Raw genomic sequence first — 22,952 nt, forward strand, 5'->3', positions numbered from 1 at the left:
GCCGCTCTCGACCCAGTCGAGACGGACCCGGCCGTCCTCGATCCGCCAGTCGACCGAGACCGCGCCGCCCGCGACCGACAGCGCCCCGTGGCGCGCGGCGTTGGTCGCCAGCTCGTGGAAGATCAGCGAGAGCGTCTGCGCCTCCTCCGGCCCGATCGCGACCGGCGGTCCGGAGACGACGAACCGCCCGCTCTCCGGCGGCTCGAAGGCGAGCGTCTCGCCCTCGAGGACGCGGCGCAGGTCGGTGTCGGTCCACCGGCTCTCGGAGAGGCGGTCATGGGCCCGGGACAGCGCGGCTATGCGGCCTTCGACGGCCCGCCGGTACTCGTCGACGCTGGCGGCGCGGGTCATGCGCAGCGTCCCGATCACGACCGCGAGCATGTTGCGCGCCCGATGGTCCAGCTCGGCCATGAGGACCTGCTGGCGCTTCTCCGTGCGCCTGCGCTCGGTGTCGTCGGAGGAGACGCCGATGATGCCGATCAGCCGGCCCTCCTCGTCGTGTATCGGCGAGTCGATCACATGGGCGGAAAAGGAGCGCCCGTCCCGACGCCGGACCTCGATGCCGCCTGACCAGCTATGGCCCGCCTGCAGCGCGGCCATGATCTCGCCGGCGTGGCGCGCCGCGTCCGGGGCCGGCGTGACGTCCAGGACGTTGCGCCCCATCACCTCGTCGACGCGCCAGCCGTAGAGCGTCTCGGCGAACCGGTTCCAGTACAAGATGCGGCCCGTGAGGTCGGTCGCGATCACCGCCTGCTCGACCGCGTCCAGGAGGCTGGCCTGGAAGCGGATGCGTTCCTCGGCGGCATGGCGGTCGGTGACGTCCCGGATGATCCCGGTGGTGCCGAGCGGGGTGCCGTCCCCGGCCCGCAGCACCTCGCCGCGCACCGCGATCCGGCGGATGCCGCCGTCGGGACGCAGGGCCCGGTACTCGTCCTCGATCAGGGTCCCGCCCGAGCGGATCACCACGTCGGCCCGGCTCCAGACCCGGCCGCGGTCCTCGGGATGGATGCGGGCAAGGAACTCCTCCAGCGTCACGGCCGAGCCACGGGGAAAGCCGAGGATCTCCTTGAAGCGTTCGGACAGGAAGAAGCGGCGGCTGCGCAGGTCGTGGGCCCACTCGCCCATGCCGGCGGCCTCGACGGCGACGACGAGGCGGCGCTCGCGCTCCAGCGCCACGGCACCGGCCCCGGCGCGCCCGATCGCCTCCGCCGCGACCTGCGCGAAGGACGCGAGGGCCGCCTCGTCCTCCGCGGTGAGGCCGTCCCCGCAGCCCCAGAGGGACAGCGTGCCGACAAGCGCACCCGTCGCGGCGACCAGCGGCAGGGAAAGCGCCGGGGGCCGTCCCCCTTCCGGGCCGGCGCCGTCGGGATCGGTACTGCCCGCCAGGGTCAGGACCGCTTCGCGGGCACCGGAAAGGGCGCATGCGCCGTCCACGGCCGCACGGAGGACGTCGTCCGCGGTCCCGGCGGACAGGACGGCCGCGGCGGCCCGGCCCAGCGCCCGGAGACGGGCGGCGGGGGAGCGGTCGTGGTCCTCGACCCCGGTCATGGCCGGCGATGGCGTTGCGTTTCCATCATCCTGAGGCCAACCGGGACCTTTGGGCGAGGTTCCCGCGCAGGTGGCGGGGCGCTCCGGGCGGTCGGAAGGGTCCGGCGGCCGGGTGAACAGCAGCTCATGCACCGGTTCATGCGGCGACCCAGCGCGCCTCCAGCGCGTCCAGGGTCCCGTCCGCGAGCGCGGCCCGGACGTCGCGCATCAGCCGGTTCATCACCGCAACGTTGTGGATCGAGATCAGCGTCGGGCCGAGCAGCTCGCCCGCGCGCAGCAGGTGGTGCAGGTAGCCGCGACTCCAGGTCCGGCAGGTCGCGCAGTCGCAGCCGGGCTCGACCGGCCCGGGGTCGGAGCGGAAGCGGGCGTTGCGCAGGTTGAGCCGTTCCCCGGGCGCGCCCGGCGCCAGCGCCCAGCCGTGCCGGGCGATGCGGGTCGGCGAGACGCAGTCGAAGGTGTCGATGCCTAGGCGGACGCCGGCGAAGACGTCGGCGATCCCGCCGATGCCGAGCAGGTGCACCGGCCGGTCGGGATGGACGTACGGCATGCACATCGCGACCACCTCGTACATCTGCTCCTTGCTGGCGCCGAGAGAGCCGCCGACCGCCGTCCCGAAGAACGGCCGGCCGCGGGTGTACTCGGCGCTCTCCCGGCGCAGGTCGGGATAGACGCCGCCCTGGATGATGCCGTACAGGGCCTGCGGCTCGCCGTTGGCGCTCATGCCGCCGCCGCGCGCGAACTCCGCCAGCGAGCGGTCGCCCCAGCGGTGGCTCAGCGCCATCGACCGCGCGGTGTAGTCCCGGTCGACGTGGAAGGGTGTGCATTCGTCGAGTTGGACGACGAGGTCGGCGCCGAGCTTGCGCTGGATGTCGATCGACGTCTCGGGCGAGAGGAACAGCTTCGAGCCGTCGAGATAGGACCGGAACTCCGCGCCCTTCTCGGAGACGCGGGTCAAGGTGCGCTCGCGCGGCTGGGAGCGGCGGCCCTTGATCTCGTCCGCGACCGAGCCGTGGCCCATCGAGAAGATCTGGAAGCCGCCCGAATCGGTCAGCATCGGGCCGTCCCAGCCCATGAACCGGTGGAGACCGCCGAGCGCCGCGACGACGTCGGCGCCGGGCTGGATCATCAGGTGGTAGGTGTTGGACAGGATGATGTCGGTGCGCGCCTCGCGCATCTGCTGCGGGCTCACGCCCTTGATCGATGCCTTGGTCGCGCAGAAGATGAAGTTCGGCGTCTCGATCGTGCCGTGGGGCGTGCGCAGCCGCCCCACCCTCGCCCGGCTCGCCGGGTCGCGGTGCAGGACGTCGAAGCCGAACCGGGCCCCGTAGTCCAGGTTCCCGATCGCGGGAGGCGCGCCGGCCGTCATGCCGGCACTCCCGGACCGGGACTGGTCCTGGTACGGACGGCCCAGGTCGACAGGTACATGAACGGCGTGTCCAGCAGCGCCACCGCGAGGCGCAGCCCGTAGGTGCCGAGGATGTAGGTGAAGACCAGCGGTTCCCAGCCCAGCGGCTCGGGCGCGAACACGACCCATGCCAGCACGCTGAAGACGGCGTTGTCGATCAGGGCCGAGACCATGGTCGAGGCGTTGTTGCGCAGCCACAGCCGCCGCTCCCCGGTAAGGCGGCGGATGCGGTCGAACAGCCAGACGTCGCAGAGCTGGCTCGCGAGATAGGCGCACATGCCGGCGACGAAGAAGGCGGGCTGGGGCAGGAACAGCGCCTGCAGGTGGCCCTGGACCGGCAGCGCCCAGGCCATGTCCTCGCCGGCCGCCTCCGGCGTCAGGGGCGCGTAGCCCAGGGTCAGCACCAGCAGGACCGTCCACAGCAGGAAGGCCGCGAACCCTATCATGATGCCCGTGCGCGCGGCGGCGCGGCCCCAGTGCTCGGCCAGGATGTCGGTCGCGAGATAGCTGGAGGCGAACAGCACCGTCCCCAGCGCCACGGGATGGCCGTAGATCGCGAAATCGACCGCCTTCAGCACCTGCATGTTGGCGCCGATGACCGCGACCGCGATGTAGACGTAGAGGCCGGCCGCCCCGAACAGCCGCGCCATCGCCAGGACGGCGCCGAAGCAGACGACAAGTTCCGCGCCGAGCATCAGCTCGGGCGGCAGCCCGTTCAGGAAGGAGACCAGCGTCTCGGGAGAAAGGTTCATCGCGGTCGATCCGGCGGGATGCCGGTGGATCCCGGCCACCACGACCGCGGCCCGAAAGGCCGGCCGGTCATGGTGGCGGTCCCGTGCGGATCACCGGGTCCGCGGGCAGTCCCGCGGACGGCAAGCCGGCGAGCAGGAGGCCGTCAGGCCGCCTGGCGCTCGGCGGCGGCCTTGATCGCGCGCTTCACGCGGCGCGCCTCGAGGCTCAGCACGGCGTCCTTCGCGTCGAGCATGAAGGCGTCGAGGCCGCCCTTGTGCTCGATCGTGCGGATCGCGTTGGTGGACAGGCGCAGGCGCACCATCCGCCCCAGCAGGTCGCTCAGCATGGAGGTTTCCTGGAGGTTCGGCTGAAAACGGCGGCGGCTCTTGTTGTTGGCGTGGCTGACGTTGTTGCCAAACATCACGCCCTTGCCGGTCACGGCGCAACGTCGTGCCATCGGACAGGTTCCTCGTTGACGAAAAAGACCCGAGCCGGACGGAGGACCGCCCGACGGAGCCGCGTATATAGGCGATGGAGCGCCGCCGCGTCAAGCCGCGGATGGCGGGTTCCGGCCTCATGGAGACGGGACGCCTTCGCGCGACGGGGCGAAGGGACCCTCCGTGACCACGAGCAGCACGACGCTGCGCTCGTCGAGGCCGAGCCCCGCCCGGTCGGGGCCTGCGCGCAGGAGCCCCGCCAGCCCGGCGGCGCCCGACGGCGTGGAGCGAAGGCCGGCCTCGCGCTCGAGCACCGATACCGCGTCGAGGAGGTCGCGGTCCTCCACCAGGACGGTCCGGGCCCGGTGACGCCTCAGGATCTCCACCGCGGGTGCCGACGCCATCCCGCAGGAGAGCATGTCGGCCGCGGTCCCGAGGTCGCCCCCGACCCGTTCGATCCGGCCGGTCTCCAGCGCGTGGCGCACGCATGCCGCCTCGACGGGCTCGACGACCGCCACGGTGAAGGGGTGCGCGCCCAGCGCGCGCAGTCCTTCCGCCATCGCCGCGGCGAGCCCCCCGACCCCGGCCTGGACGAAGAGGTGGGTGGGCGGCGGCCCCCCGGCGAGCTGGCGCGCGATCTCGTCGGTGATGCGCCGGTAGCCGCGCATCACGTCAGCGACGACCGGGTCGTCCGGACGGTCCGTCGTGTCGGGGATCAGCAGCATGCCGCCGCCCTCCGCGAGCGAACGCGCGTGGTCGACCGCGTCGTCGTAGGTGCCGGCCACCATCACCACCTCCGCGCCGGTCCCGGCGATCCGGCCGGTCCGGGCGCGGTCCACCTTGCCGTGCAGGACCACCACGGCGCGCGTACCGGCTGCCCGGGCGGCGAGTGCTACGGCCAGGCCGTGATTGCCGTCGCTGGCGCATACCAGCGCCGGCAGCCCGCCATGCGCCCGGGGATCGGCGAGTAGCGCCTCGACGGAGGTGCCGGACCGCCGCGCGAGCGCCTTCAGCCCGGCCGACAGGCCGCCCAGGATCTTGAAGTTGCCGAACGGCCGTTCGTTCTCGGCCTTGAGGAGGACCCGCGCGACGCCGGAACGCCGTGCGAGCGCCTCGCTCTCGATCAGCCGCGTCGGTTCGGAGGGGCCGAATGCGGCGGCTATGATGTCAGGTTGCGTATGCATGTCCCTATTGATGCCGGAATCGCGTGCCGCTTCCCGGCGAATGGCGCCCGCGTCCTTCGCGATCGAGGCGCCTGCCCCACCGTCTCCGCGGTTCGGCGGCATGCCGGTTTCATGCGTGAAGATGCAAATTTCGCGCGCGAAGCCGCGGCCCTCCTGCGCTATGTAGATGCCGGGAGGCGCGCATATGGACCGGATAGACGTCAGGCTGCTGGAACAGCTGCAGGAGAACGCGGATCGGAGCGCCGAGCAGCTGATGGAGGACGTCCCTCTGTCGGCATCGGCGATCCAGCGGCGGATCCGGCGGCTCAAGGACGACGGCGTGATCGAGCGCGTGATCGCGGTCGCCAACCCGCGCAAGGTGGGCGCGCCGGTGTGCTGCATCGTCTCGCTCGAGATCGAGCGGGAACGGCCCGAGCTGCTCGCCCAGCTCAGGCGCTGGCTGAACCATGAGCGCCAGATCCAGCAAGCCTACTACGTCACGGGGGACGCCGACTTCGTCCTCGTCGTGGCGGCGCCCGACATGGAGAGCTACGAGGCGCTGATGGCCCGGCTGATGCACGACAACGCCAATGTCCGGCGCTTCACCACGAACGTCTCGCTCGGGCCGGTGAAGCGCGGACTGGCCGTGCCGATCGACGGGGCGTAGCCGCCCCGCCGCGCCCTCAATCGTGGGTGTCGCCGGCCAGCGGCGTGGCGCGCATCGAGGGCCGCGCCGCGAAGGCGTCGAACCAGGTGGTGAGCCGGGGCCTGCCGTCGCGAAAGCCGGGGAGCTCCCGGAACTCGAGCCAGTCCAGCACCGTCGCCAGGGCGATGTGGCCGACATGCAGGGGTGCCTCGAACTCGTCCGACGCCTCGAGCCAGTCATAGGCGGAGGTCAGCTTCAGCGCGTAGCCCTGGGCCAGCGGCTCGTAGCGGAGCGGCTCCGGCCGCCGCGCGGTCTCCCAGCGCAGCGCGATCCCCGAGTCGGCGAGGCCCTGCGCGAGTGCCTGCATCCGCAGCGCCGCCCACCGCCGCTCCGGGTCGACGGGGAAGAGGGAGCGGGACGCGAGCGTGTCCAGGAACGCGCAGATCACGTCGGAATCGAACAGAGCGTCCCGGCTGGGACGGAGCAGGACGGGGACCTTCCCCAACGGGTTCTGCGCGAACACCTCGGCGTTGCGCTGCGTGGGGCTGGTCTCATGGTGGATCACCTCGACGCGGTCGGCGAGGCCGGCCTCGTGCGCGAACACCAGGGCCTTGCGCGCGTAGGGCGAGTGGGTCTGGTAGAGGAGCTTCATCGTCTTCCTTCTTCGGCTGCGTGCGGTCCGTTCGAACGTCTTCCGCCCGACCGAGGAATAGCCGCAGGCAGGCGCGCGCATCGGGCGTCCATGCGCGACGCGACGCCCGTTTTTCGCGCCAGGGCGGGCCCGGCCGCCTCGGGCCGACGCGCGCGGGCACGCTGCGCCGCAGCAGGCGGCGGCCCGGAAGTTGGCCAAGGCGAGGCGTCCGGCCGGAAAGGGAATTTTGGCGGCGCACAAAAATTAATCCGCTAACGATCGAGTTAATATTTCAACAAGAAACCCGTGCCAACAAACATTCGCACCTGTATAGTCTCACCAGAGACTGAAACTATCAGCAATGCGCATGCGACCAACCCCGACAGGAAGACGATCTATTTCGTAAAATTCTCCTCAATACGATCGTATTCATGTCGATCACGAGATTCGACTTGGGTAAAGCCCGCGCGACGGCCCGTCGAGACCACCAGGGAGGGAAGGGAACGATGAAGAAGGTCCTGCTGACCACGGCCCCCAAGGAAGCCCTGATCGAGCCGAACGGCGTCGGCGGCAATTGGTACGACCGCACCGACACCTACATGGCCTGGACCTGCGCCGTCGATCTCGACGACCGGCTGTCGGTCACCTGCCCGCCGACGGGCCTGCGCTTCCTGAAGTCGAACGTGCCGGACGTCGAGGTGCTGGAGTACCCGACCTGGGCGGAGTACCTGGCCGCGCTGCGCTCCGAGAAATGGGACATGGTCGGCATCAGCTTCTACACCTGGTCGACGCCGGTCGCGATCGAGATGGCGAAGGCCGCGCGCGAGGCCGGCGTGAAGGACATCTGGGGTGGCAACTACGGCGCCATCGGCCCAGACCTCGACGCCCATTTCACCCGCCTGATCAAGGGCCCGGGCGAGAACGCGCTGCACCAGTACGTCTACGGCAAGCCGCTCAAGCGCATCCACCACCCGGCGATGCTGGGCTACAGCAGCTTCCGCGGCGTCTCCTCGCCGGTCGGCTACCTCTATTCCAAGCGCGGCTGCAACGTCGGCTGCACCTTCTGCTCGACGCCGGTCTTCAACGCCAAGGAGGACGCGATCTTCCTGGAGGAGACCTACGAGGCGCTCGACGCCTACAAGGAGGCGAGGGTCGCGCACGTCATCATCTACGACGAGAGCTTCTTCCTGCAGAACCACCTCGCCGAGAAGATCGTCGACGCGCTGGCCGAGCGCAGCCTGCCCTGGATCTGCCTGACCCGGGCGGACCTGATCCGCGGGCGCATCGGCGAGCTGACCGACCGCTGCATGGACGGCGCGATCGTCGGCATCGAGTCGTACCGCGACAAGCACATCGCCGACGTGCGCAAGCGCGACGACGTCTACAACGTCCGCCAGACCGTGCGCGAGCTGATCAAGTACGACCGCCGCGCGCTCGGCACCTTCATGATCGGCTTCGCCGACGACACCGCCGAGGACATGGCCTACGACATCAACCAGCTCGCCGATGAAGGGCTGTTCGCCTGCCAGCTCACGCTGCTGACGCCGTTCCACAGGACGAAGCTGTGGAAGCAGATGGAGCATCTCGTCGACGAGGACGACCTCAGCAAGTTCGACCTCTACAACCTGGTCTGGAAGCATCCCAAGGTCAGCAAGTCCGAGATCCGCGACGTGCTCGCCTGGGCGCAGCGCCAGGTCAACGAGCCGTCCCGCATCGCGGCCAAGGTCAAGCAGGAGATGAAGCAGAAGCTTCGCAAGGAGATGGCGCAGCGGCGCGGCCTGCCGCCCGGAGCCACCGCCGGCGGCGAGTTCGCCGGGGCGCGGGCGTGACGCCCGGGCCTACGCCTCCGACAGCCCGGCCGGCACCGCCGCCGCTCGACCAGGGAAGGGCAACGATGAGACGCCTGAACATCCTCTGCGTCCAGCTCGGTTTCCACAAGGACTACCCCGACGTCTCGACGCTCGCGACCACCTACAACGACGGCATCTACTACGTCGGCTCGTTCGTGAAGGAACAATACCCCGACGCCGCCGTGGACATGTGCCAGATGTTCTGGGGCGAGGACCCCGCGGACTTCCCGCTGGAGAGCTACGACTACATCCTGATCTCCGCGCTCGCGACCCATTTCTGGTCGAACATCCCGGCGCTGGAGACGATCAAGCGCCGCAAGCGGCCGGACTGCGCGGTCGTGATGGGCGGCCCGCACGCCGCCTTCGCCCCGTACGAGGCGCTGCGCTACGCCGACTACGCCGTGCTCGGCGAGGGCGAGGTCCCGACCGTCCAGCTGATCGAGGCGCTCGAGTCCGGCTCCGGCATCGACGCGGTCGAGAACATCGCCCATGTCGCGGACGACGGGCGGCTGCAGATCAACAAGTTCACCCGCTATTCGCGGATCGGCACGGCGATCGACCCGGCGCTGCTCGCACGCGCCCCGCGGCTGCACTGGGCGACCGTGTCCATGTCGCGCGGCTGCCCGTTCGACTGCTCGTTCTGCTACGCGATCCGGCTGCTCGGCCGGCAGTTCCGGACCAAGGGCATCGAGGACATCAAGGCCGAGCTCGACGGCATCAACCGCCAGACCGGCTGCACCCGGTTCTACGTCACCGACCTGAACTTCACGACCCGGAAGGACTTCTGCCACCAGGTCGCCGAGGCGTTCCGGGACCGCGACTACAAGTTCATCGCGATGAGCCGGATCAACCACGCCGACGACATGGACCTGGTCCTCGACCTGAAGCGCTCCGGCTTCGACGAGTACTGCCTGGGCGTCGAGTCGGAGGACCCGGACGTGCTGCGCGCCTTCAACAAGAAGGTCGACCCGTCGGAGCAGACGCGCCGCCTGCTCGCCTTCGCCGAGAACGACATCTACATCCACTCCGCGATCATCTACGGGCTGGAGGCGCAGGACCGCGGCGCGATCGAGGCCACGGCGCGCTGGTGCGCCGACGCGCGCATCGCCCACCCGACCTTCGTATGCCTGGCCGAGTACCCGTTCCAGAACCTGCTGTTCGGGGCGCGCCAGGACATCGAGGACCACCGGGTGATCATGGAGGTGCCGACCTACCAGCACTATTCCTTCGTCGGCATCTTCCCCCGCCATATGCGCCCGAGCGAGCTGCAGCGCGGCATCCTCGACAGCTACTCGATCTTCTTCCGCCGCGCCTTCGAGGTGGAGACCCGGCCCCAGCGCCGCGCCCGCCTGAAGGCCTACGAGCGCAGCGTGGCCGTGGGGAACGCCGGCATGGAGCGCCACATCGCGTTCCTGGAGAAGCTGGAGGAGCCGTACTACACCGCCGCGGGGACGCTGCGCGAGGACCTGCTGAAGGCGGACTTCGAGGCGCGGTACGGCGGGCTGAGGGCGTGGCTGGAGCGTTCGTCCAAGCGCGACGACGCGGCCTTCACCAAGGCCTACGCCCGATGAGCCTCGGCGCGGACGCCCCGGCATCCGTCGTCGACGCATTCCTCGAAAGCGTCCGCCGCAACCCCTACCGGGTCGTCGCGCGCGTGGTCGAGCGCTCGCGCCGGGAGCACGCGTTGACCGCCGGCGAGCTGAACCGGATGATGGGCATCGCAGCGCTCGGGCTCGCCGCGCGGGGCGTCGGCTGCGGCGACCGGGTCGTGCTCGCGCTGCCGGCATCGCGCGACTTCCTCGCCCTCTATCTCGGCGCGCTGTATGCCGGTGCCATCCCGCTGGTCGTCGCCGAGCCGAAGGCGGACCGGCTCGCGCATTACGCCGGGCACCTGCGCGGCCTCGCCGGCGCGGCCGGCGCCGCGGCCGTGGTCGCGGGCGAGGAGGCGGCGGACGGGCTGGGGCCGCTGCTCGACCGGCCGGTGCTGACGGCGGCGGCGGTCCGGGCCGGCGCGCGCGCCGCCGCCGCCCCGCCGCGCGGCCGGAACGAGGGCGCGATCGCCCATCTCCAGGCGACGTCGGGCTCGACCGGCACGCCCAGGCTGGCGGTGGTCCGGCACGCCAACGTCGCCGCGAACGTGGCCGCGATCGGCCGCGCCGTCGGCCATCGCGAGGACGACGTGCTGGTCACCTGGCTGCCGCCGTCCCACGACATGGGCCTGATCGGCCTGTCCTACGCGCTCCACCACGACATACCGGTCGTGCTCTCGGACACCGCGAACTTCGTCGCGAACCCGCTGTCCTGGCCCGAGCTGCTGAGCCGGCACCGCGGCACGCTCTCGCCGGCACCCAACTTGGCGTTCCAGATGTGCGCGCGCCTCGCCAGGCTGCGGCCGCCGCAGGGCCTCGACCTGTCGGCGTGGCGCGTCGCGCTGTGCGGGGCGGAGCCCGTCCACGAGAGCACGCTGCGCCAGTTCCAGGACGCGTTCGCGGGCTCGGGCCTGGCGGAAGGGACGCTGCTGCCGGTCTACGGCCTCGCGGAGGCGACGCTGGCGGTCACCCTGCCCGAGACCGGACGGCCCTTCGCCGTCGACCGGGTCGACGCCGACCTCGTCGCGTCCGGCGGCGTGGCCGAGCCGCGCGGGGAAGGCGATGCGCGCGCGCTGGCGCTGGTCTGCGTCGGCCGGCCGGTCGAGGGGCATGCGCTGCGCGTCGCGGACGCCGACGGCACTCCCCTGCCCGACCGGCGCGTCGGCGAGATCGAGTTCGCGGGGCCGAGCGTCGTGGAGGGCTACTGGAACGCGCCGGAGGAGACGGCGGCCCTCAGGCGGCCCGACGGCTGGCTGCGCACCGGCGACCTCGGCTACCTCGCCGAGGGCGGCCTCTACGTGACCGGGCGGCGCAAGGACCTGCTGATCCTGAACGGCCGCAACTACACCCCGAACCAGATCGAGACGCTGGTCGAGACCGTGACGCGCAGCGCCGTGACCCCGGCGGCGGTCGCGGTCGGCCGGCACGACGCGCATTCGCGGACCGAGACCCTGCACCTGCTGCTCGACACGAGGCTCGCGGCCGAGGACGGCGAGCGGGCGGTGGCGCAGCGCGTCCGCGAGGCGCTGGAAGAGGTGTTCGCGATCGGCGGCGTCAGCGTCCACTGGGTGGCGGGCGGACGCATCCCGCGCACTCCCAGCGGCAAGGTGCAGCGCTACCTGTGCCGGGATCTGGTCGAGGAGGCGCTGGCGGAGGAACGGCCGGACGGGAACGCCGGGCGGGAATGAGGACGGGGCCTCGACGCCCCACCAAGCCTAGGGAGGCACGGGAGCCATGACGGCGACGAACGGTTCGGAACCGATTGCGATCATCGGGATCGGCTGCCGCTTTCCCGGCGGCGTGGACGGCCCCGACGCCTTCTGGCGCCTGCTGACCGGCGGGGTCGACGCGATCTCCGAGATCCCGGCCGACCGCTGGAACGCGCAGTGGTTCTTCCATCCCGACCCCGCCGCCCGCCCCGGGTCCATGAGCGTGCGCTACGGCGGCTTCGTCGATGCGATCGACCGGTTCGACGCCGGCTTCTTCGGCATCTCCCCGCGCGAGGCGGCGCTGATGGACCCGCAGCAGCGCCTGCTGCTGGAGGTCGCCTGGGAGGCGATCGAGGACGGCGGCCAGACGCTGGAGCGCCTGGGCGGCAGCAAGGCCGGCGTCTTCGTCGGCATCGCCGCCTACGACTACGCCGAGATCCAGCACGGCGCCGACAACCGCGACTTCATCGGCCCGCACACCAACACCGGGCTGGCGCTGAGCATCGCCGCAAACCGCATCTCCTACATCTTCAACTTCACCGGCCCCAGCATCGCGGTCGACACCGCGTGCTCGTCCTCGCTGGTCGCGATGCACCTCGCCTGCCGGGCGCTGCGCCAGGGCGAATGCACGACCGCGCTGGTCGGCGGGGTCAACGCGATCTTGAAGCCGGAAGCCACGATCGGCTTCAGCCGCGCCTCGATGCTGGCCCCCGACGGGCGGTGCAAGACCTTCGACGCGCGCGCCAACGGCTACGTCCGCGGCGAGGGCGCCGGCGTCGTGATGCTGAAGCCGCTGTCGGCGGCGCGCGCCGACGGCGACCGCGTCTACGCCGTGATCCGCAACAGCGTCGTCAACCAGGACGGCCGCACCAACGGCATGACCGTGCCCGGCCGGGCCGCCCAGGAAGCCATGCTCCGCGAGGCCTACGAGGGCGCCGGGATCGTCCCCGGCGAGGTCCAGTACATGGAGGCCCACGGCACCGGCACCCCGGTCGGCGACCCGATCGAGGTCGGGGCGATCGGCACCGTGCTCTCCGGCGGCCGGCCGGCGGACCGGCCCTGCGTCATCGGCTCGGTCAAGACCAATATCGGCCACCTGGAGGCGGCGGCCGGCATCGCGGGGGTCATCAAGGCGGCGCTGGCGATCGAGCACCGCCAGATCCCGCCGAACCTGAACTTCCAGTCGCCCAACCCCGAGATCGCGTTCAAGGCGCTGAAGCTGCGCGTCCCGGTCGCGCTCGAGCCCTGGCCGGACAACGGCTGCCCGGCGCGGGCCGGCGTCAACTCCTTCGGCTTCGGCGGGACCAACGCGCATGTCGTGCTCGAGGAGGCGCCGGCGCGCGCCGCCGGCGCGGGCCTGGAGACAGCCGGGGACACCGTGCACGTCCTGCCGATCTCGGCGCGCGGGGCCGACGCGCTGGACGCGCTCGCCCGCGGCTGGCGCGAGCTGCTGTCCCGGCCAGATGCCGGTGGCGAGCCCGGCGCCGGCGGCGAGCCCGACCTCGCGGCGCTGTGCGCGGCCGCTGATATCGCCGCGCTGTGCGCGGCCGCGGCCCTGCGCCGCAGCCACCACGACCACCGCCTCGCCGTGCTCGGCCGCACGCGCGGCGAGCTACGGGACCGGATCGACGAGCATCTCGCCGGCGGGACGGCGGCCGGCATCGCCAGCACGCGCCAGCACGGCGCGCGGCCGGGGGCGAGGCCGGTCTTCGTGTTCTCGGGCATGGGGCCGCAATGGTGGGCGATGGGCCGCCAGCTCCTCGCCTGCGAGCCGGTGTTCCGCGCGGCGCTGGAGCGCTGCGACGCCGCCTTCGCGCGCCACGCCGGCTGGTCGCTGCTGGCGGAGATGACGGCGCAGGAGGAACGCTCGCGCATGGCCGAGACGCAGGTCTCGCAGCCCGCGAACTTCGCGCTCCAGGTAGCGCTGTTCGAGCTGTGGCGGTCCTGGGGGATCGAGCCGGGGGCGATCGTCGGCCACAGCACCGGCGAGGCGGCGGCCTTCCACTGCGCCGGGGTGATGGACCTGGACGAGGCGACCCGGGTCATCTACCACCGCTCGCGCCTGCAGCAGCGCGCCAGCGACAAGGGCCGGATGGCGGCGGCCGCGCTGACGGCGGAGCAGGCGCGCGCCCGGCTCGCCGGCTATGAGGGCCGGGCGACGCTGGCCGCGGTCAACAGCCCGGGCTCCGTGACGCTGGCCGGCGACACGGACGCGATCGAGGAACTGGTCGCGGCGCTGGAGAGCGAGGGCAACGGGCCCCGCCTGCTGCCGGTCACCGTCCCCTTCCACAGCCACCACATGGACCCGCTGCGCGACGAGCTGCTGGCGGCGCTGGAGGGCCTGCGCACCGCGACGCCCAACATCCCGCTGGTCTCGACCGTCACCGGCGAGGACGCGGGAGGACTGACGCTCGACGCCGGCTACTGGTGGCACAACGTGCGCGACCCCGTGATGTTCGCCCCGGCCGTCGCCGGGCTGATCGAGCGCGGCCACGAGCTGTTCCTGGAGGTCGGGCCGCACCCGGTGCTGTCCAGCATGATCTCCGAGTGCCTCGCCGCCGCCCGGCGCAAGGGCGCGGTGTTCCACACGCTGCGCCGCCAAGCCGACGAGCAGGCGACGATCCGGGGCTCGCTCGCCGCCCTCTATGCGACCGGCCAGGCCGTGGACTGGGCGGCGCTGCAGGCCGGAGACGGCGGCGGCGTCCGGCTGCCCGCCTATCCCTGGCAGCGCGAGCGCCACTGGCACGAGCCGGCATCGTCGATCGACGGCCGGCTCGGCAGCCGGGTCCATCCGCTGCTCGGCCGGCGCACGGACGCCGCGGCGCCGAGCTGGGAGGCCGACGTCGACCGCTGGCTGTTCCCCTGGCTCGACGACCACCGGGTCCAGGGTGCCGCGATCTATCCCGGTGCCGGCTACGTCGAGATGGCGCTGGCGGCCGGCCGCGAGGCCGGTTCCGGACCGGTGGTGCTAGAAGACCTCCGCTTCCACCGGGCGATGGTCCTGCCCGACGACCGGTCGTGCCGGATGCAGACGACCCTCGACGAGCGCGAGGGCACGCTGTCGATCCATTCCCGCCCGCGCGGCGGCGAGGGTGACTGGGCGCTCCATGCCAGCGGCCGGATCGTCCGGCGCGCCGGCACGGCCGAGCGCGTGGACCTCGCGGCGCTGCGGGCCCGCTTCGGGGGCGGCGCCGCGGACTGCTACGCCGAGTTCAGGGAGATCGGGCTCGACTACGGCCCGTGCTTCCAGGGGATCGAGCAGCTCTGGCGCGGCGAGGGCGAGGCGGTCGGCGTCCTGCGGCTGCCAGAGCCGCTGCGCGCCGACGCCGGCACCTTCATCGTGCACCCGTCGCTGCTGGACGCCGCCTTCCAGGCCATCCTCGGCACGCTGGCGCGGCAGGCGGGCGGGAGCCGCACGACCTATCTCCCGGTCCGGATCGGGCGGCTGCGCGTGCTCGGCGCGATCAACCACTGGCAGCCGCTGTGGGTCCATGCGCGCCGGACGGCCCTCGATTCCAAGGGGCTGGAAGGCACGATCCGCATCCTCGACTACAAGGGCAACGTGCTGGTCGAGGTGCAGGGCTTCGGCTGCAAGGCGCTGGAAAGCGGCCCGACCGACGCCGAGGCGGCGAACCGCTGGCTCTACGCCTTCCAGTGGCAGGAACTCGGCGCCGCCGGCACCGGCGAGGCGCGCGTCGCGGACCACGTCGCCGGACCGGACCAGGTCGCCGAGGACGTCGGGCCGGCGCTCGGCCGCATCGCGCAGGAGCTGGGCCGGGCCGACTACTACGCGACGGTCGAGCCGCAGCTCGACGCGCTGTGCGCGGCCTTCTTCGCCGAGGCGCTGGCGAAGCTCGGGCTCGATCTCACGCCCGGCGGCCGTTTCGAGGCCGACGCCGTCCGTGAGCGGCTGGCGATCGCGCCGCACCACCACCGGCTGTTCGGCCGCATGGTCGAGGTCCTGGCCGAGAGCGGTCATCTGCGGGCGGACGGCGGCACCCTGGAGGTGCTGCGCGCGCCCGAGCCCGGCCGGGCGGAGGCGATGTTCGAGCGCATGAGGGAGGAACTGCCGGCCTACGCCCCGGAGCTGGCCCTGATCGGGCGCTGCGGCCCCGCGCTGGCCGAGGTGCTGGCCGGCGAGGCGGACCCGCTGCAGATCATCTTCCCGGACGGCTCCCAGGCCGCGACCGAGGAGCTGTACCGGGACTCGCGGTCGTTCGGCACCTACAACCGCTTCGCCGCCGAGGCGGTGCGCGCGGTGGTCGACCGGCTGCCGGCCGACCGGACCCTGCGCATCCTGGAGATCGGCGCCGGCACCGGCTCGCTCGCCTCGCACCTGCTGCCGCTGCTGCCGGCCGAGCGCACGGAATACGTCTACACCGACGTGTCCGGCGCCTTCACCAGGACGGCCGAGCAGAAGTTCGGCGCCCACCCCTTCGTGCGCTACCGCACCCTCGACATCGAGCGCGACCCCGCCGGCCAGGGCTTCGATGCCGGGTCCTTCGACCTCGTGCTGGCCGGCGACGTGCTGCACGCGACGCGCGACCTGCGCCGCACGCTGGGCCACGTCGCCGCCCTCGCCGCCCCGGAGGGGCTGCTGGCCCTGGTCGAGCTGACGCGGCCGCCCTACTGGTTCGACCTCGTCTTCGGGCTTCTGAAGGGCTGGTGGGCGTTCGAGGACGCCGACATCCGCCCGGCGCATGCCTGCATCGGCTCGGAGCCCTGGCGCGACGTGCTCGGCGCGTCGGGCTTCGCCGACATACGCTTCCTCGCCGACGACGCGGGCTTCCGCGAGCCGCTGCACAGCGTCGTGCTGGCCCGCCGCGCGGTGGGCGGGCAGACGGCGCCGGCAGCGGCGCCGGCAGCGGTGAAGACCGGCCACTGGCTGGTGCTGGCCGACGAGGGCGGCACCGGCGCCCGGCTCGCCGAGGCCCTGGCCGGGCGCGGCCACCGGGTCGTGGTCGTGCGGCCCGGCGGGGACTACGCGCGCGACGGCGCCGCCATCCGGGTCCGCCCGGACCATCCCGAGGACTTCCGCGCCCTGCTGAAGGAACCGGAACTGGCCGCCGCCGCCCGGCTCGGCGCCGTGCATCTGTGGGGCCTCGACGCGCCGGCGCTGGAAGAGGCGTCGCCCGAGGCGGTCGCCGCCGCCCAGCGCCCGGGCACCGGCGGCGCCCTGCACCTGGTCCAGGCCCTGGCCGCCCTGCCGGGGGTCGAGCGCCGGCTGGTGCTCGTGACCCGCGGCTGCACCGCCGCCGGGGCGCGGAGCGGGGCGCCGGCCGTCGCCCAGGCCCCGATCCGGGGCTTCGGGCGCGTCGTCCTCAACGAGCATCCGGAGCTGCATTGCCGGATGGTCGACCTCGATCCCGGCCTCGATCCCGGCCTCGATCCCGGCACCGGCGGCCTGGAGGAGAGCGGGCAACTGCTCGCCGAGTGCCTGGCCGAGGACGGCGAGGCCGAGGTGGCGCTGCGCGCCGGGCGGCGCCACGGCGCGCGGCTGCAGCAGATGTCGGTCGACGGGCTGCGCCAGGCGGCGCTCGGCACCCGTCCCGTGGCCGAGGGAGAGGCCTTCAGGCTCGACGTCGCCAAGCCGGGGGCGCTGGAGAACCTGGTCCTGCGCAGGACCGAGCGCCGCCGGCCCGGCCCGGGCGAGATCGAGGTCGAGGCGCACTGGACCGGCCTCAACTTCCGCGACGTCATGAAGGCGATGGGCATCTACCCGACCGAGGGGGACGTCCCGCTCGTGCTCGGCGACGAGTGCGCGGGCGTGGTGGCAGAAGTCGGCGCGGGCGTGACGAAGGTCCGGCCCGGCGACCGCGTCGTCGCGATCGCGTCCGGCTTCGGGACCCACCTGACGGTCGCGCAGGCGTTCGTGCAGCCGCTGCCCGACCACGTCGCGTTCGAGGAAGGGGCGACGATCCCGATCACCTTCCTGACCGCGTACTACGCGCTCCACCATCTCGGCCGCATGCGCAGGGGGGAGCGGGTGCTGATCCATGCCGCGGCGGGCGGCGTCGGGCTGGCCGCGGTCCAGTTCGCCCTGGAGGCCGGGGCGGAGATCTTCGCGACCGCCGGCAGCCCCGAGAAGCGCGACTACCTGAAGTCGCTGGGCGTGCCGCACGTGCTGGATTCGCGCTCCCTCGACTTCGCCGACCGGATCATGGAGATCACCGGCGGCGAGGGCGTCGACCTGGTGCTGAACTCGCTCGCCGGCGAGGCGATCCCGAAGAGCCTCGCGCTGCTGCGCGGCTACGGCAGGTTCCTGGAGATCGGCAAGACCGACATCTACCAGGACAGCCGGTTCGGCCTCAGGCCGTTCCGCAACAACCTGTCCTTCTTCGCGATCGACCTGGACAAGCTGTTCCACGACCGGCCGGAGATCGCGGGCGAGCTGTTCGGCGAGGTGATGGCCTATTTCCGCGACCGGCGGCTGGAGCCGCTGCCGCGCCACGCCTTCCCGGTGTCGCAGGCCGAGGCCGCGTTCCGCCACATGGCCCAGGCCAGGCACATCGGCAAGATCGTGCTGGGCATGCGCGACGCGGCGGCCGAGGCGGCGGCGCCGGCGTCCCGGGCGCTGCCGCTGCGCGCCGACGGGACCTACCTGATGACCGGCGGCCTCGGCGGCTTCGGCGTCGCGGTCGCGCGCTGGCTTGTGGACAGGGGGGCCCGGCACCTGGTCCTGACCGGGCGCAGCGGCGCCGCGTCCGAGAGCGCGCAGGCCGCGGTCGCCGCGATGCGCGAGGCCGGCGCCGAGGTCCGGGTCGTGCGCGCCGACGTGACGGACGGGGCGGCGATGGCGGCCCTGCTGGAGGAGGTGCGGCGCACGATGCCGCCGCTGCGCGGCGTGCTGCACGCGGCCATGGTGCTCGACGACGGCTTCATCGGGCAGCTCGACCTCGCGCGGCTCGAGCGCGTGCTGGCGCCGAAGCTCGCGGGCGCGGCGCATCTGCACCGGCTGACCCGGAACGACCCGCTCGACCTGTTCGTGATGTTCTCCTCCTTCGCGACCATGGTCGGCAATCCCGGCCAGGCCAACTACTCCGCCGCCAACGCGTTCCTGGACGCGCTCGCGCATCACCGGCGCGCGCTGGGGCTGCCGGCGCTGGCGGTCGACTGGGGCGCGATCGGCGACGTCGGCTACGTCGCCCAGCACTCCGACATCGGCCGGCATTTCGAGCGGCACGGACTGACCGCCTTCGCCCCGGCCCGGGCGCTGGCGGTGCTGGAGCAGTTGCTGCGCGCGAACGCCGTCCAGGCCGGCGCCGTCGACATGGACTGGCAGAAATGGGGCAAGTACATGCCCGAGATCGCGACCTCGCCCCGCTTCGCCCATCTGGCGGCGGCCGGCGAGGCGGCGGCCGAGGCCCAGGCGGACGGCGCGTCGCTGCGCGAGACGCTGCTCGGCACCGCCGCCGACGAGCGCCGGCCGATCCTGGAGGACGCGCTGCGCCGGCAGCTCGCGACCGTGCTCGGCACCCAGCCCGCCAGGATCGACCTCGGCCAGCCGCTCGGCGACCTGGGACTGGACTCGCTGATGGCGGTGGAGCTGAGCTGCCTGATCGAGGATACCCTGGGGGTGAAGCTGCCGACGATCCAGCTCGTCCAGACGCCGAGCCTGTCCAGGCTCGCCGAGCGTCTGCTGGCCGAGATCGACGGCTGACGGGACAGGAGGAAACGGATGGCGTTCGAACCCCGCAACCCCGACTACGCGGCCGCCGCGGCCGCCATCTTCAAGGATGCCGCCTTCGTGGCCGATCTGGGGATCGAGCCGGCGGAGATCGGCCCCGGACGGGTCGATTCCCGCCTCGTCCCGCAGGCGCGGCACCTCCAGCACGACGGGGTGATCCATGCCGGCGTCCAGGCGACCATGGCCGACCACACCGCCGGCGCCGCCGCCTACACGCTGATCGGCGCCGACCAGATCGTGCTCACGGTCAACTTCCTGATCAACCTGCTGCAGGTCGCGGTCGGGGAGGAGCTGCGCTGCCGGTCGCGGGTGCTGCGGGCCGGCCGCCGGATGGTCGTCGCCGAATCCGAGGTCTTCGCGGTCGCGCAGGGCAAGGTGCGGCTGTGCTCGAAGGCGACGGTCACGCTCGCCGTGATAGACCGGCAGCGCTGAGCGGCACTCATACAACAAGGGGAAGGAAAGGCGCCCGACGATGCAGGACAAGGAACTCTTCGACAAGGTGGTCACGCATATCGGCGAGTTCATCGAGGCCGATACCTCGCACCTGACCCCGGATTCGCGGCTGGCGACGTCGATCCAGGGATTGAACTCGCTGAAGATGTTCGAACTGATCCTCTATCTCGAGGACTGCTTCGGCATGAGCTTCGGCGAGGACGTCATGGACAAGATCGACACCATGGACGACCTCGTCGGCTATATCCGCGAGCGCATGACGGCGGGCGTCCAGCCCGCCTGAGGCCCGCCGGAACGGCATCGGGAGAAGGCATGGCGTCTCGGCGCAACGTGGTCGTCACCGGCATGGGCGTCGCCTCGCCGCTCGGCTGCACGGCCGGCGGCTTCTGGGACGGGCTGCTGACGGGCCGGGCCGGGATCGGGCCGGTCACCCGCTTCGATCCCGCCCGGTTCGCCTGCCGGCTGGCGGGCGAGGTCGACGACGGCCGGCTCGACCCCGTCGACGGGCCCTTCTCCTTCGAGATCAAGCGCATGAGCACCTTCGTGCGCCATGCGCTCCATGCCGCCGGCCGCGCCATCGGCGACAGCCGGCTGTTCCCCGACGGCCGCCCGCCGCCGGGCGGGGCGGTGTTCATGGGCGTCGCGATGGGCGGGCTGCCCAGCATCGAGGCGGGGGTGCTGCGCCAGGAACGCCACGGCGTGCGCAAGACGACGCCGTTCCTGATCCCGTCGCTGATCCCGAACATGGCGGCGAGCATGATCGCGCTGCGCCACGCGATCACGGCTCCCCAGCGGACCGTCGCAGGGGCGTGCGCGAGCGGCAGCCAAGCGATCGGCGAGGCGGCGGAGGCAATCCGGTCGGGGGCGTGCGACTGGGCGCTGGCCGGCGGCGCCGAGGCGGTGACGACGCCGATCACGTGGTCCGGCTTCGAGGCGATGCACGCGCTGAGCCCGGGCGAGGACGCCGGCCGCGCGCCGCGCCCCTTCGACCGGGCGCGCGACGGCATGATCTGCGGCGAGGGGGCGGCGGTCTTCGTCCTGGAGGAGCGCAGCCGCGCCGAGGCCCGGGGTGCCGCGATCCTGGGCGCGGTCGGCGGCTACGCCACCAACAGCGGCTGCGGCGAGGACATCACCGGCATCGCGGTCGCCGACACGGCCGCGTGCATGGCCGCGGCCCTCGACGACGCCGGCCTGGCGCCGTCCGAAATCGGCTGCGTCTTCGCCCAGGCCTCGGGCATGGTCCGGGGCGATGCGGCCGAGCTTGCGGCGGTGCGCGCGACCTTCGGGCCCGCCCGGCTGCCGGCCGTCACCTCGATCAAGGGCCATACCGGCTATCTCTTCGCGGCCAACGGACCGGTGAACGTCGCCGCCGCCCTCCTGGCGATGCGCGACCGGCTGGTGCCGCCGACCCGGAACCTCGACGCGCCCGACCCCGAGTTCGGGGAGTTCGACATCCCCACGGCCGCGCGCCGCGCCGAGCCGCGCCACTGCCTGGTGAACGCCTTCGGCTTCGGCGGCATCAACGCGACGCTGGTCGTGTCGCGGCCGGACCTTTCCTGAAAGCAACGACGAGGACTGTAGTGGAAGACGCCTGGATCTTCGATGCGAGCGCCGAAAGCCTGGACTTCCCGGGCGCGGTCGACATGGTCTACCCGATCGTCCAGGACCGCGAGCCGCCGGAGGGGGTGCGCCGCGCGCTCGTCGACGCGGTCGGCAAGGTGGCGCGCTATCCCCATCTGGAGCGCGAGGTCAGCGTCGCGATCGGCGGCTATCTCGGGATACCGGCGAACCGGGTATTGTCGGCCGCCGGGGGCAACGGCGCGCTCGACCTGATCAGCCGCGCGTTCCTGGCCGGGCGCAAGGTGGTCGTGCCGCTGCCGGCGTTCTGGCAGATCGCCGACGCGCCGCGCCGGCACGGCGCGCGGCTGTCGACCCCGTCCCTGCTGGGCGAGGATCCCGTGCCGGCGATCCTGGCGGCCTTCGACGACGCCGACGCGATCATGCTCTGCTCGCCGAACAACCCGCTGGGCTGCGACCTGCCCGCGGGGCTGGTGCCGGCACTGCTCGAGCGCTCTGCCGGGCGGCCGGTCGTGATCGACGAGAGCTACGCCGACATGACCGGCGAGAGCCACGCCTCGACCCTGCACCCCGATCTGGTGCTGGCCCGCGGGTTCAAGGTCTGGACCATACCCGGCGCGCGGGTCGGCTACATCGTGGCGGCGCCGGAGCGGCTGCGCGCCTGCGCCGCCATGCGCCCGCCGTTCGAATCGGGCGTCTTCGCCGAGGCGGCGGCGCTGGGCGCGATCGAGGCGATCGACGATGTCCGCAGGATCTGGGACGAGGTCCGGGCCGACCTGCGCTACCTGGAGCGCCGGCTCGCGGAAATCGGCGGGACCGTCACGCCCAGCCGCACGCTGTTCGCGAACTGGCGCCATCCCGAGGCCGTGCGCGTGTGGAGCGAACTGAAGAAGCGGAAGATCTTCTGCCTCAGCGCGGAGAGCGGTGTCGTCTATGGCATGCCGGACGACATGCTGCGCTTCACGGCCCGGCGCCCGGATGTCGTCGATCATGTCGCTGAAGAGATCAAAAAAATACTATGATAGGCAACTTCGCTCAAGTGGAAGGACATTACTGTTGCGGGTGTTTGATTTTTTTGTGACGATGGTTTCGCTTGATGGTTAAGCATTTCCATCCAAGCAAAGCAGGACTCGCCACGAGAGGAGAATTCATCATGGGTTACTACGAGGCTGCTATCGGCACTTTCACGCCTACCGTGCAGGAAAAGGCGAAGGACGCGGCGCCGGCCGAGACGAAGCTGACCCGCGACGAAGAGGCCGAACTCAAGGCCGAGTAGTCACCGAACCTCCGGCTTGTCACGACGATCGTTCCAACCCACAAGGAGACCTGGAGATGGGCTACTACAAGTACGGCCTCACGCCGTTCGACAGCGCCGAGCAGGGCGAGGCTCGTGAGACCCCGGCGGCCGAGATGAAGCTGACCGAGCACGAGACCGCGGAAGTCGAAGCCGAGTGACATCGCGCTGCGCCCATCGGGCGCGGCACCATCCCCCTTCGCGTACGGAGAGAACGACATGGGCTACGC

Annotated in this window: 17 protein-coding genes; 11 read left to right on the top strand and 6 right to left on the bottom strand. The window is 72.1% G+C overall.

What is annotated here, in order from left to right:
- The 5 genes from VGO20_RS12350 to VGO20_RS12370 all read right to left on the bottom strand — a co-directional run.
- The coding region (locus tag VGO20_RS12350; protein ID WP_327502649.1) for a PAS domain S-box protein at positions 1–1,548 on the bottom strand (1,548 nt) is incomplete at its 3' end.
- A 136-nt stretch (positions 1,549–1,684) separates the two neighbouring features.
- The gene (gene tgt / locus VGO20_RS12355; protein WP_327502650.1) at positions 1,685–2,914 is read right to left on the bottom strand and encodes a tRNA guanosine(34) transglycosylase Tgt; all 1,230 of its coding nucleotides are present in this window, start codon (positions 2,912–2,914) and stop codon (positions 1,685–1,687) included.
- Positions 2,911–3,705: a queuosine precursor transporter gene (locus VGO20_RS12360; protein WP_327502651.1), complete on the bottom strand. Its 795-nt coding sequence runs from the start codon at positions 3,703–3,705 to the stop codon at positions 2,911–2,913. The genes tgt and VGO20_RS12360 overlap by 4 nt, the downstream gene beginning before the upstream one ends.
- A gap of 143 nt (positions 3,706–3,848) precedes the next feature.
- Positions 3,849–4,142 (bottom strand): 50S ribosomal protein L28, encoded by a 294-nt coding sequence (rpmB, locus tag VGO20_RS12365; RefSeq protein ID WP_327502652.1) that lies wholly within the window; start codon positions 4,140–4,142, stop codon positions 3,849–3,851.
- A 117-nt stretch (positions 4,143–4,259) separates the two neighbouring features.
- On the bottom strand, positions 4,260–5,306 hold the full coding sequence (locus VGO20_RS12370) for a pyridoxal-phosphate dependent enzyme (RefSeq protein WP_327502653.1): 1,047 nt from the start codon (positions 5,304–5,306) through the stop codon (positions 4,260–4,262).
- A 184-nt stretch (positions 5,307–5,490) separates the two neighbouring features.
- Between VGO20_RS12370 and VGO20_RS12375 the strand changes: the two genes are divergently transcribed.
- Positions 5,491–5,952: an Lrp/AsnC family transcriptional regulator gene (locus tag VGO20_RS12375; protein ID WP_327502654.1), complete on the top strand. Its 462-nt coding sequence runs from the start codon at positions 5,491–5,493 to the stop codon at positions 5,950–5,952.
- Between the two features lie 16 nt (positions 5,953–5,968).
- On the opposite strand, the gene VGO20_RS12380 is transcribed toward VGO20_RS12375, so the two are convergent.
- A complete protein-coding gene (locus VGO20_RS12380; protein ID WP_327502655.1) occupies positions 5,969–6,583 on the bottom strand; it encodes a glutathione S-transferase in 615 nt (204 codons plus the stop codon).
- A 485-nt stretch (positions 6,584–7,068) separates the two neighbouring features.
- Between VGO20_RS12380 and VGO20_RS12385 the strand changes: the two genes are divergently transcribed.
- The 10 genes from VGO20_RS12385 to VGO20_RS12430 all read left to right on the top strand — a co-directional run bounded on the left by VGO20_RS12385 (position 7,069) and on the right by VGO20_RS12430 (position 22,883).
- Positions 7,069–8,391 carry a B12-binding domain-containing radical SAM protein gene (locus VGO20_RS12385; RefSeq protein ID WP_327502656.1) on the top strand — a complete coding sequence of 441 codons (1,323 nt, stop codon included), beginning with the start codon at positions 7,069–7,071 and terminating at the stop codon, positions 8,389–8,391.
- 65 nt (positions 8,392–8,456) lie between these two features.
- The gene (locus VGO20_RS12390) at positions 8,457–9,983 is read left to right on the top strand and encodes a B12-binding domain-containing radical SAM protein (RefSeq protein WP_327502657.1); all 1,527 of its coding nucleotides are present in this window, start codon (positions 8,457–8,459) and stop codon (positions 9,981–9,983) included.
- Complete coding sequence (locus VGO20_RS12395) at positions 9,980–11,689, top strand: AMP-binding protein (protein WP_327502658.1); 1,710 nt, start codon at positions 9,980–9,982, stop codon at positions 11,687–11,689. Before VGO20_RS12390 ends, VGO20_RS12395 begins: the two co-directional genes overlap by 4 nt.
- Before the next feature lie 46 nt (positions 11,690–11,735).
- Positions 11,736–19,370 (top strand): SDR family NAD(P)-dependent oxidoreductase, encoded by a 7,635-nt coding sequence (locus VGO20_RS12400; protein WP_327502659.1) that lies wholly within the window; start codon positions 11,736–11,738, stop codon positions 19,368–19,370.
- Between the two features lie 18 nt (positions 19,371–19,388).
- The gene (locus VGO20_RS12405; protein WP_327502660.1) at positions 19,389–19,829 is read left to right on the top strand and encodes a PaaI family thioesterase; all 441 of its coding nucleotides are present in this window, start codon (positions 19,389–19,391) and stop codon (positions 19,827–19,829) included.
- A 40-nt stretch (positions 19,830–19,869) separates the two neighbouring features.
- A complete protein-coding gene (locus VGO20_RS12410; protein WP_327502661.1) occupies positions 19,870–20,133 on the top strand; it encodes an acyl carrier protein in 264 nt (87 codons plus the stop codon).
- A gap of 29 nt (positions 20,134–20,162) precedes the next feature.
- Entirely contained in the window at positions 20,163–21,410 is a 1,248-nt protein-coding gene (locus VGO20_RS12415) for a beta-ketoacyl-[acyl-carrier-protein] synthase family protein (RefSeq protein WP_327502662.1), read from the top strand.
- 20 nt (positions 21,411–21,430) lie between these two features.
- Positions 21,431–22,450, top strand: coding sequence for an aminotransferase class I/II-fold pyridoxal phosphate-dependent enzyme (locus VGO20_RS12420; RefSeq protein ID WP_327502663.1), 1,020 nt, complete (start codon positions 21,431–21,433; stop codon positions 22,448–22,450).
- Positions 22,451–22,581: 131 nt separating this feature from the next.
- Positions 22,582–22,704, top strand: a complete 123-nt coding sequence (locus tag VGO20_RS12425) for a hypothetical protein (RefSeq protein WP_327502664.1) — start codon at positions 22,582–22,584, stop codon at positions 22,702–22,704.
- 56 nt (positions 22,705–22,760) lie between these two features.
- Positions 22,761–22,883, top strand: a complete 123-nt coding sequence (locus tag VGO20_RS12430; RefSeq protein ID WP_327502665.1) for a hypothetical protein — start codon at positions 22,761–22,763, stop codon at positions 22,881–22,883.
- The last annotated feature ends 69 nt before the right edge of the window (positions 22,884–22,952 follow it).

Source organism: Arenibaculum sp. (assembly GCF_035998295.1).
Taxonomy (GTDB): domain Bacteria; phylum Pseudomonadota; class Alphaproteobacteria; order Azospirillales; family Azospirillaceae; genus DASYHS01.